The organism is Wenyingzhuangia fucanilytica (genome assembly GCF_001697185.1).
GTDB lineage: Bacteria > Bacteroidota > Bacteroidia > Flavobacteriales > Flavobacteriaceae > Wenyingzhuangia > Wenyingzhuangia fucanilytica.
In genome coordinates this window covers 762,550-774,823 of sequence record NZ_CP014224.1, presented here as the reverse complement: position 1 = coordinate 774,823, position 12,274 = coordinate 762,550, and the positions used below count along the sequence as shown (strand labels likewise).

The window sequence follows — 12,274 nt, the reverse complement described above, 5'->3', positions numbered from 1 at the left end:
TTAATCTAGGTGTTTCATTTCATATCTAAACAAATGTGCTTCTCCTTTACTCTGTCTCATACAAATTCCCCAACCTGGAACCTCATTTGCTGTATTTCCATCTTCTAAGTGTGGTCTGTATAAACCTGGAGCCATAGGAATGGTAGTTAATTCTTTTGCAACAGGACTAAAATCTAAACCGTTTTTAGCCCAGTGAATGGATTTGCTTAATGAAGCTAAAGAAGCTACTCCTCCATTTTGATTCCATATCAATACTTCATGACCTTTTTCTATTAAAGGATGATCATACTTTTTAAAAGGTCCTTCTGGATTGTCTGCTATTGCAACTCCCATTTGAGTGTGATGTGCACCTTTTTTACCATGTTCTATACATCTTCCTTTATAATACAACCAAATTTTTCCGTCTCTCACTAATAAACTTGCATCATCCACTCGATAACTATCAAAATCTGACGATACCTCACTATGAGCAATTACCACATTGTTTTTAGGTCTTTTAAAAGGTCCCTCAGGACTATCTGCTACCGCTACACCTATGGCTGTAAAATCTGTAGTACTATTTCCTTCAAATTTTTTATCTGGATTTCCTGGAGTGGGTTGTACTCCTGTGTAATACATATAATATTTCCCTTTATAAGCCAAAATATTTGGCGTAAAAACTGAATGACTATCAAAAGCTCCCTCTTTACCTAAACCTAATGCCATACCTTGTTCTTGCCAAGTATGTCCTTCATCTTCTGAGGTAGCATACCAAATAGTTCCCCAATAACCAGATCTTACGGGCTTGTCCATACGAGTGTACCAGATGTAGTATTTGTTATCTACTTTAATAATATCACTTGGATCTCTTCTGTTGTAAACAGGATCTTTTCCTATTCCTTCTATTTCTGAATAAGAAAAACTTACTTTTTCTGTATGCTTAACTTCTTGAGTAGTTCCTGTCTTAGTTTCTGATTTTTGAACTTTTTTACTCCCACAGGCACTCAACACCACTATTAATAGCATAGCTATTGGTAAATAAATACATGCTCTTTTAATATTATTTTTCATTTCCATTTATAGTTTTATGTTGATTGACTTTCCTGAATTTATAGTTTGATTTTTTATTTTTTTAGTTCCAACACCCTCTAAAGAGAATTGTGCTAATTCCAATGATCCTGAAAGAACCGTTAAGTTCACTTCTTTTTCTTTTACCTCACAAGTTCCATAACTATAACCATTACTCCAGAAATAAGTTCCAGGTTTAGAAGTAAAACTCATAGATTTTTCTACTGCAGAATAATGGAATTTTGTAGTTGCCAACACACCTGCCCAAGCTACCATGCTACGTGCATAATGGTGTCCAGCTTCGGCCTCATTAAACGGACTTCTTTTTTTACCATCATAACGATCTCTAATATTACGAATAGACAACAATCCTTCTTCTGTTAAACCTTCTTGTAACATTCCAATAGCTGCTGTGTATTCAAACCCTGTCATTACCTCTGTATAATACGGAAATGGTTTTACTGGTCTTCCGTTAGGATACGCTGCCATTAACAAAGCAGATTCATTCCCTAAAGCATAAGAACGATGGAAATTAGCATGTGAAGCCATATTCTCTACATAGTTGTATTTCATAATAGACTTTAATGTGGTCTTAATATGATTTTCATCTGCCAAATACCCTAAGCCAACCAAGTGCGCAAAAAATTGCCCCACCAATTGATCTACCAACACTCCTTTACCTAACTGAAAATCTGGAGAGGTTAAATCAATCGCTTTATCCCCCGTTGTAATTCCCATTAATGATGGAGCTACCTTATCCGCCGACATAGGTGGCTCTATGTGTTGCTCGTAATATTCACCATTGAATAGATTTTTATCCATCCACTTAGATCCTTTTTGGTATAATTTTTTACAAGTTTTAGCAAAGGTTTTATCTCCTAAATAATTTGCCATTTCTTCTGAGGCTTTTAAAGCTCCCAAATACCAAAATCCCATCTGTGGATTAGGCCCAAAATATTCAACATCCATGGTGTTGTGCTGAGAACCTTCCATGACACCGTCTTTATTAGCATCCCAACCACCAGGAATCCAACAGAATTCTAATGATTTTTTAACTTTTGGCCAGTGTTCTTTTAAAAAAGCATCATCTCCAGACAGTTGCCAATCTCTATAAAACTTCATAATGCTTCCCATTTGTCCATCAGCAGCTGCTTTTCCCCATTTATTTCCTTCTTTTAAAGGTAAATACACTCTAAAACTCATCAACCCTTCATTATCTGTAGCGTATTTATACTCTACTTCTCTCATGGTTTTTGCCAATCCACCAAACAAGAAAGCAGTAGTTTGTTCGTAATTCCAAACGTGTGTACAAGAACCAAAGCAAGAACCATAAGTATCAAAAAGTCCTTCCCAACCTAACAGTTGTCCACTCTTAATACGGAAAGCCAATTGCGTTCTTAAATGTGCTAAATTGAATAATGCAGATTCTTTAATTTCCTCTGGAATATCACTTTTGATAAGCGAATTGACAAACGCTTTAGTGCTATTTTCTAAGGTTTTTAAACGTGGAATTGTTTTGGTAATCACCTCCCAAGAATCGGCATATTTTGTAGTATAATAATTACCAACGGTTGCTTTTATGTGTTTCTGAAATCCTGGTTTATCCCAAGTTTGTCTGTTTGGAAAGTGCCAACTTATTAAAAAACGAAAGTTTTTTTCTTCTCCTGCTTTTAAAGTAGTCTTTACCGCTAAAGATCCCATAGGGGCATTTGCATTCTTATTTTCTCTTTTTTCAAGAATTCCATCTTCACTAAAATCATCCCAAAAGTCTAATCTTTTTTTATCCCATCTACTCGTCTTTTTTTGCCAAGCAGTACGGTAAGTTGTTTCTCCTTTATTTAAAGAAACAAAACTCATGGTTCCCCATTGTTCACTTTTAGGGTCTACTCCATTACTGGTATAATGAATTCCTTTCAACTCATTTTCTTCACGAATGGTATTTATGTTTTTGATAGCTTTTCCTCTAGTTCCATCAAAACCAATAAAATTTTGAATGGATCCTGCTAAAGAAATAGACAAGTCTTTATTGCTTGTATTTTTTACTTTGTAATTTAAAATAACTATAGGAATACTACTATCATCTATATTCCCTGGAATTAATGGATTAAATGCCTCAACCACCACAGCTACTGGTACCTCCTTATCACTTAAATAAGCTTGGCCAAAAGGATAGGCTGTTTTAAAAGTGGTATTATTAAAACGTGGTAATCCATGTTGATTAGAAGTAGCTCCCCAAGTCCCTTCAAAAGTTGCTTCATCTTGCATTCCTTCTAACAAACGGGTTTGTTTATTTCCATCTTCATCTTCCATAAAAATGGCAAAAAAGGGTCCTTTTTCTTTCACTGGTCCCCAATTTTCTAAAGTAGGATTAAACCCTTTTGCCGGACGATTCATAATTTCCCAATCTTCTAAAGAACCTCTTCCCGTAAAAGACACCGTTCCTGTACCAATACCTCCTACAGGCATTTTAATTTTTTGAATATGCTCTTGGTCGTAAGTTTTTAATACAGGCCAATCACTGTTAGTTTCTTGAGCACTCAAAACTCCTACCACCATTAAAAAAATGGTATTTATATTTAAAAATTTCATAACTTATTTTTTGCTGTTACTATTCCATTGAATTGAAACACCTTCTTTTAATGAAATAACTGAACTTAATTTTCCTTGATGAAAAACTCTAAACACACTGTTGGTTTTAGCGTAAATGATAGCGTTTACCAACACTCCGTGATCCCATGTTATATCTACCTCTAAACCTCCACGAGCTCTTAACCCTTTAACACTTCCTTTAGACCAAGCCGATGGTAAAGCTGGCAACAAGTGTAGTATATAAGGAGCATTTGCTATAGATTCTTTAGGAGCTACAGGAACAAAATGTTTCTTGTTTTCTGATGTATTTTGATAAGCCACAAATGCTGCTTCTTGAATATTATCAGCTTTATTATTAACACTTCTTAGGTGACTTTGCAATAGCATCTCGCATACGCCAGCAGTTCCCCCAAAGTTTCCATCAATTTGAAAAGGAGGATGAAAATCGAACAAATTAGCATAAGTTCTTTTAGCGGTTAAAAACTGATAAAATTGATATGCTTTATCACCATTATGTAGTCTTGCCCAAAAATTAGTTTTCCAAGCCGTACTCCAACCTGTAGAAATATCTCCTCTATGTTTCATGGTTACCAAGGCAGCATTTGATAGTTCTGGAGTTGTTAATGGTGAAAAATCTCGTCCTGGGTGTAAGGCTATTAAATGAGAAATATGTCTATGATGATCTGTAGGATTGTCCCAATCTTCTGGCCATTCTTGTACCTGACCATACTGTCCTATTTTTTGAGGACAAAGTTTAGGAATGGTTTCTTGTACGGTTTTTCTAAAGGCTTTATCTCTATTTAAAACCACAGAAGCCTCTATATAATCTGTAAATAAATTCAACACCAATTGTTGTTCAAAAGAAGCTCCATAAGCTTGTTTGTTTAACTTTCCAAACTCTTTTACCAAATAGGCATTTTCTGGAGACCAAGTTGGATATATTACTAAAGAACCATCTTTCCATGGAGCTAAAAACGCTACATAAAACTCTGCTGCTCCTTTTAAAATGGGATAAATTTCTTCTAAATATTTTTTGTCTTTACTAAAAGCATAATGTTCAAATAAATTCTGGCACAACCAAGCTCCAGATTGTTGCATTCTTCTACCATGTACATTGGGTGCTGTAAATCCAAATACATTTCCATTAAGTCCCATACTCCAACCTTTTTCTATGCCAAAAGATTCTTTGGCAGTATGTTTACCAGACTCAGCAATCGTTTTTAAATAAGACACGTAAGGATTAAAAGAATTAGGCAAGTTGGCAGTCTCTACCATCCAATAGTTCATAGCCAAATTAATATCTGTATGATAATCGGCATTCCAAGCAGGTTTTAAATGACCATTCCACAAACCTTGTAAATTTGAAGGTACCGATGCTGTACGCGATGAACTTACTTGTAAATAACGAGCATAATTAAAATAAAGGTTTTCCAACTCAATGCTTGAACCTTGAGCAATTAGTTGATCTGTAGTAACACCAGAAGGTTGGTAATTTAAGTTCAATTGACATTGATCCATCAATGCTGAAACATCATTTTGATGCATTTCTTTAAGTTCTTGATACCCTACCTCAACCGCTTTTTTTAATGTTTTTTCAGTATCTGCTATATAATCACGTCGTTTAAATGTTGGATAAACAGGAAGGTAATCTGTATAAGCTGCTACATAAATTTTAACATCCGTGGCGTTTTTAATCTTTAAAGAACCATCTTGTTGCGCTATGATTTCTGCTTTTCCAGCATCTACAAAAATGCTTTGCATAAACTGCACAGGATCTTTCTCCATAGCAGCTTCTCCTTGCAATACAATTCTCTGTCCTTTTGCTTGTACATGGGTAATTTTATGTAAAGAACTTGTATGAATGGTAAGATTCATTGTAGCTTTTTTAGCCGTATAACGAGCAACTACTACATCATGTGGATGACTAGAAAAATACGTTCTAGTGTATTCCGATTTTCCAATATTGTAATGAACCGTTCCCACACCTTTATGAATATCTAAAGAACGATTGTAATGACTAATATCTTTGGTTTGATGACCTGTTGACACGTACACATCTGCAAACGGTGCATAATTTCCTAAGGGTTGTTGGGTACTTAAATATTTAGTGGCCGTAGCCTCCATACTATTTTCTCCTGTACCATAATGTTCCTCTTGGTATGTTTTTCTTACTTTATGAAAATTTTTATGAGCTCCTATTCTTGTTCCAGATTGCGCAACTGAATCTAACCCTCGTTTGCTGTTCATCCACAAGGTAATTTCATTCATCATGATATGCTCTTGTGCAATTCCTCCAGAAAACATGGCTCCTAACCTTCCATTTCCAAGCGGTAATGCTTCTTGTATATACCCGTTTTTGTTGTAATTATTTCTTTGTTCTTGGGTAAACGGACTTGCAGGCTCGTTATATGTTAAAGTAAACTGAGCATGAGCTTGTAAACTTGAAAAAATCAGTATTAATAAGGAGATAATAAACTTCATATATTTTATTACTTTTTAGAAATAATATATTCTTTGCTATCCACAGGGTTGATTAAATTCCCTTGCCACAATCCATTTCCTAAGTCTGTAAATTCAAAGTTTTCTGAAGTTGGTATTTTTCCGTTAGTCCATAATAACAACGAACCATCTTCTATCATTTTTATGTTTACATATTGTTCATCAACATTTAACAATTCATACGTAGCTCCAGATAAATATTTATCGGGTCTACCAATTACTGCCCATCCTTCTTTAATAGGATTTAACAATAGCAAACGTTCTTTTCTTGATGCCAACGTAAATGAATAATCGTCTTTTAAAACTTGTGCGGTTTTGTTATAATAATCGTACAACAAAACTCCTTCTTTTGGTGTTTGCCATAAGCCCTTATAAGGCTGAATCATTCCTCCAGCAAAAGCATAATCTTTTAAAGAAACTTGTGTAGTAACCTCTTTATCATTCTGGTTTAAATTAACAGCCATAATAGCTGCGGTTTTGTTTTGTAAAGGAGCAATTACTTTAAACGCTTTGTCATCAGCATAAGGATCTTGCATTAAACTTTCTGGCAAAGGCACTGCTGGTGCTAACGTTCCCACAATACGACCATCTTTATATGTTAATGGTTTTAACACCGTGTCATCAATGTTTTCAGGTTCATCAGACAAGTAAATAGGCCCTCCAGACATTGCTCTTGCTACTGCCATTAATTGAGCTGTTTCTTTAAAATTGGCAAAAAACATATCTTGATCTAACCAATGCGTGTGCCCTAACCAAAAGGCATTGGCAAAGTTTTGTACTAAGGTAACGTCTAAACGATCTTTTGTAGTTTTGTAATCTACACTCCCTCTTATTAAAGCACTGTATCTGTGATTAAATACATTAAAACTTTGTTGAGCAATACAGTTTAAAAACATTAAACCTTTGCTTTTGGTATTTTCTTCTAGAGCAGTATTGTTATAATGTACTCCTAAAATAGCATTGCTAGCTCCTGTATTGTTACGGAAATTATCCGATTGAAAATCTACTTTAATAATATCAAAACCACTTTTTTTAGTATGCTCTGTCATTTCATGGTAAAAAGCATTGGCTGCTTCTTCTGAAATTTTAGGCATGTAAAATTTCCTTTTCCCTCTTGGATTTCTCTCTATCAAATAATCTTGTAATTGTGGCATGTGATGGTTTAAAGAAACCCCTCCAAAATAACCGTTAAAATGTCTCCAGATTCCAAACCATTTTATTTTCTCATCTTTTTGAGCCATAATAGGTTCCCATCCGTTAGGAAACTTTTTCTTATCTACTCCAAAAGACAATAAAGCATTTTGTTTATGATCTAAATATCCATCGTCTATTAACATCCATCTAAAAGGAATGGAACTTGTTTTAATATCCTTAGCTGCTTTTAAAATAATTTCTTCGTTTATTTTATGCTTGTAATGTTCCCAAGAACACCACCCTAAATAGTTATAAGCTTCTGGATATTCTTTTTGTTCTCTCCAGTTGATATTTTCCTTAATTTCATCCATTTGCATAGCCAACTCCCAAACTTGTCTTGCTGCTTCGTAAGGATTTTTAGATTGTGCATAACTTACAAAAGGAACAGATACATTTTCTGTTGCTGTACCATAAGTTGCCATGGTGATATACATATTGTTATTGTGTACACTAAACGTATTCCCTATGCGGTTTGATGTTAATGGCAACAGAGCCAAGTACTCGCCATTTTCTTGTTGCAACATCATAAATGCCCCAAGATTTACATGACTGTCCATTCTTGGTTTTTGATGTTTGTAATTGTTTAATTCTGAGATATCATCAAACCAAAGTGGTTCTACCCTATTTCCTGCAGCTAGTTTTTCTGAAAATGGACGGTAGTAAATTCCTTTTTTAAACTTGGGTAATTCTAGTTTTATTTCGGCAATAATACCCTCTGCATTTGGAGTAACTTCTTGCTTATTTAATCGTAAAATACCTTTGGTGGTATTTAATTGATTTAAGTTTATGGTTTCTGGGATGTTTTCATAATCCTTTACTTCTTTTTCTGATGGACTGTAACTACAAGCAACTACTAACATTACCAACAAAAAAGAAACACCTAGTTTTAAATAATTACGCATAGTTGTTTAATTTATAATTGGTTGAATTTGTTTCCATCCTTCCATTCCATCATTTTCTTGTTTTTTTCCTTTAGTACTTCTACCGTCTAAAATGATTTTTTTAAGAGCTGCTTTTAATTCTGCTGCCACTTTTGGATGCTCAGCAATTACATTTGTAGTTTCTCCAATATCCTTTTTAAGATGGTACAACTGCATATCTGGCAAGTCTAATTTTTCTTTTTTAATATCGCTTAACTTTGGATAAGACCATCCACCAGAACCTTTACAAACACTCAATTTCCAATCTCCTTTTCTAATGGCAAAAGAACCATCTATAGAATGATGAACTGTGTATTCACGAATATCATCATTCTTTTCACCTGTAATTAGAGGTAACATACTGTAACTATCAACCCCTTCTGCATCTTGTAATTTATAACCTGTAATATCTGCACAAGTTGCTAAAAAGTCTGTAGTACAAATGGTTTTGTCTGATATTGCATTTTTTAATCCTTTTGCTGGCCACTCTACTATAAACGGAACTCTGTGTCCTCCTTCGTATATATCAGCCTTAGAGCCTCTAAACTTATAACTAGGATTGTGCTTTACTTTTTGTAACTCTTCAAAATTTGCTCTAGGAGAACATCCATTATCACTAGTAAACACCACCAAAGTGTTTTCTGCAATTCCTTGCTCTTTTAAAACAGTTCTTACTTGCCTTAGTACATCATCCACTTGCATTACAAAATCCCCATACATATTGGTATTACTTTTTCCTAAAAATTCTGTAGTTGGTAAAATAGGAGTATGTGGTGCAGGCAATGGAAAATATAAAAAGAAAGGTTCTTTTTCTTTAGCTTGGTTACTAATATAACTTACAGCTCTATCTGTTAAATCCTGTAACAAATTGGTATGATCAAAATCATCAGAAGTCAATCCTTTTCTCCAAAACCCTTTACTATCCATATTTACAGTGGTTTTGGTAGGTACCATGGTTGGCATATCATTTTCTACAAACACATAAGGAGGCATGTCTAAAGAACCACAAAAACCAAAAGAATAATCAAATCCGTGAGTGGATGGTCCATTTTGAATAGGCTTGGAGAAATCAACTTTAGCTTTAGCATCATATTTATCACTAATTTTTTCGTTTTCATCTACAAGTTTCCAATCCCAACCTAAATGCCATTTTCCTATATAAGCAGTGTTGTATCCTTTACTTTTTAATACATCAGCCACAGTGGTACGCTCTTTTTTAATTAAAGATTTAGAGTACCCACTTAACACACTTTGTTTTAAAGGGGTTCTCCAATTGTAACGACCTGTTAAAATTCCGTAGCGCGTAGGTGTACAAACAGCTGATGAAGTATGAGCATCTGTAAATTTAATTCCATTTGCTGCCATTTTATCCATATTTGGAGTGGGAATTTTTCCGTTAGGATTAAACGTTTTAACATCTCCGTAACCTAAATCATCTGCAAGAATATAAATGATGTTTGGGGACTGATTTTTATTTTGTGCAAATACATTTGGTGTTACCGTAAGTAACAACAATGCTATTGAGTATCGTTTAAATCTTTGTGATATCATTTTACTATTTTTAATTTTATTATGTATTCAGGAACTATTTTTTATAGTGGAAACTCAATATTTTCTCCTGGTTTTGTATGTATACTAATTGTTTTGTCTTTGTACTTTACCTTAGCCTCTCCTCCTTGTTTTGCATGGATTTTTGCCGATACTAAATTCCCATCTTGCCATTTAATGTCTACCACAAAACCACCTTTGGTACACAATCCTTTTACTTCACCATTTTTCCAATTGCTCGGTAAAGCAGGCAATAATCTAATTTCTCCGGTATGACTTTGTATTAACATTTCTGAAATTCCAGCTGTAGCTCCAAAATTGGCATCTATTTGAAAAGGTGGATGTTGACCAAATAAATTGTGACTAATTCTTTTTGATAACAGTGTCTTTAAACTCTTTTCTGCAAGATCGCCATCACCTAAACGAGCATACTGATTTATTAACCAAGCTGAGCTCCAACCTGTAGCACCACCACCATGTTGAATTCTATAATCTAAAGATTTTCTTGCTGCTGTAGCCCACTCAGGCGTTTCATCAACATCTATCTGGAAACCTGGGTGTAGTGCATATAAATGAGAAATATGTCTGTGTCCTTTTTCAATTTCTTCAAACTCCTCATTCCACTCTAACAAACGTCCGTCACTTCCTATTTTAGGACCTTGTAACTGTGCTTGAGCTTGTTTTACACTATTTAAAAATGCATCGTTTTTATCTAAAGCATTCGCAGCATCAATATAGTTTTGAAACAACTGCCAAATTACTTGTTGATCGTGAGCAGGAGCCATACATATTTTACTAACACTACCGTCAGGAGCTCTAAATTTATTTTCTGGAGACACCGTTGGACCAGAAATTAACTTCCCTGTTTTAGGGTCTGGAATTAACCAATCCATATAAAATTCTGTAGCTCCTTTTAATACCGGAAATTCATTCTTTAAAAATTCTTTATCCAACGTAAAGTAATAATGCTCCATAATATGCGTAGTTAACCAAGCTCCAGCTCCTACGTGCATTCCCCAATCTGATTTTTCTCCAGGCGATGTAAATCCCCAAACATTGGTCACCGGATGAACCACCCAACCTTTAGCATTGTAATGAATTTTAGCGGTTTTTGCTCCAGGCTCTTGTAACGATTCCATTAAATCAAACAAAGGCAAATGCATTTCTCCTAAATTGGCTACTTCTGCCAACCAATAATTCATTTGTACATTTACATCTGTATGGTAATCTCCATTCCAAGGAGTTTGCAATTGATTTGCCCATATTCCTTGTAAATTAGCAGGCATGGTTCCTGGTCTAGATGATGAAATCAATAAATACCTACCATATTGATACAATTGTTCCACCAAATGTAAATCTGATTTTCCTTTTTCTTTTTTAAAGTTTTGTAACCTTACATCTGTAGGAATGGTATCTAAATCTGACGTTAATTTAAGGCTTACTCTTTTGTAATAATTCTGATATTCTTTGGTATGAGCTTCTAAAATAGCCTCATAAGATTTTTCTTTTCCTTTTTTAAGGTTTTCTGCTGTTATAGTTACATAATCTCTTCCTTTATAGTTAGGATAATCCAACACATAATTGGTAGATGCAGTTAAATAAAGAATAACCTCATCGGCATTTTCTACTTCTAAATAATCATCCTTATATGTTAAAGTTCCATTTTTGTTTTTGGCAGACAAACGGGTCATATACTCCAAACCTTTTCCTCCTTTTCCATTAGAAAGTGCTCCTTGCATAACCAATTGATCTTTTTCTGCTTTTGTTTGGTAATATTCTGGTCTGGTTAATGTTCCTTTAAAAGATATACTTCCTGGCTTATCAGCCGTTAATTTTACCACCATTAATTGATCTGGATGACTTACAAAATGTTCTCTTTTATAAGTAACTCCATCTTGAGTATATTGAACTCTAACAACCGCTTCTTCTAAATCTAACTCTCTATGATAGTTTTGATAATCACTTTCTTTTTCAAAATCAATCCACAAATCTCCTAGGGTTTGGAAACAACCAAACGGTACATTAGCCCCTTTTCCGTGCCCAGTACCCGCTCCTTTACAAACTTGGGTTTGTCTTGTTAAGGCTGTAGCTTCTTTATATTTCCCTTCAAAAAGTAATTTTCTAATTTCTGCTTGTGCTTTTAACGCTTCAGGATTGTCGTTATCATCTACACTCCCAGACCACATGGTTTCTTCGTTTAACTGAATGCGTTCTTGATTTACATCTCCATAAACCATGGCTCCAAAAGCACCATTCCCCAAAGGCAAAGCTTTTAGCCATTCTGGATTATTTCTGTTAACAATAACAGAAGCTAACTCTTTACTTGCATTTGCTGGTTGTTGATACCATAATTTTAAATTAGCAGCATCTTTTTCTGTTTCTTGATGACAAGAAACGAGTAATAAAAAAACAATTGCAAATAAGCCTCCGTATTTTAAAAATGATGTGTGTATCTTCATTATTATAATTTTATAGCT

General features: G+C 34.5%; 6 protein-coding genes. All 6 read right to left on the bottom strand.

What is annotated here, in order from left to right:
* The 6 genes from AXE80_RS03295 to AXE80_RS03270 are packed head-to-tail and all read right to left on the bottom strand — an operon-like array spanning nt 1 to nt 12,256.
* Nucleotides 1–1,050 carry a family 43 glycosylhydrolase gene (locus AXE80_RS03295; protein ID WP_169816806.1) on the bottom strand — a complete coding sequence of 350 codons (1,050 nt, stop codon included), beginning with the start codon at nt 1,048–1,050 and terminating at the stop codon, nt 1–3.
* 6 nt (nt 1,051–1,056) lie between these two features.
* Nucleotides 1,057–3,636, bottom strand: a complete 2,580-nt coding sequence (locus AXE80_RS03290; protein ID WP_068824465.1) for a GH116 family glycosyl-hydrolase — start codon at nt 3,634–3,636, stop codon at nt 1,057–1,059.
* A 3-nt stretch (nt 3,637–3,639) separates the two neighbouring features.
* Nucleotides 3,640–6,117, bottom strand: coding sequence for a glycoside hydrolase family 95 protein (locus AXE80_RS03285; protein WP_068824464.1), 2,478 nt, complete (start codon nt 6,115–6,117; stop codon nt 3,640–3,642).
* Between the two features lie 8 nt (nt 6,118–6,125).
* On the bottom strand, nt 6,126–8,231 hold the full coding sequence (locus AXE80_RS03280) for a Sip1-related alpha-galactosidase (protein WP_068824463.1): 2,106 nt from the start codon (nt 8,229–8,231) through the stop codon (nt 6,126–6,128).
* A 6-nt stretch (nt 8,232–8,237) separates the two neighbouring features.
* Entirely contained in the window at nt 8,238–9,800 is a 1,563-nt protein-coding gene (locus tag AXE80_RS03275; RefSeq protein WP_083194523.1) for a sulfatase family protein, read from the bottom strand.
* A gap of 41 nt (nt 9,801–9,841) precedes the next feature.
* Nucleotides 9,842–12,256, bottom strand: coding sequence for a glycoside hydrolase family 95 protein (locus AXE80_RS03270; protein ID WP_068824461.1), 2,415 nt, complete (start codon nt 12,254–12,256; stop codon nt 9,842–9,844).
* Nucleotides 12,257–12,274: the final 18 nt, after the last annotated feature.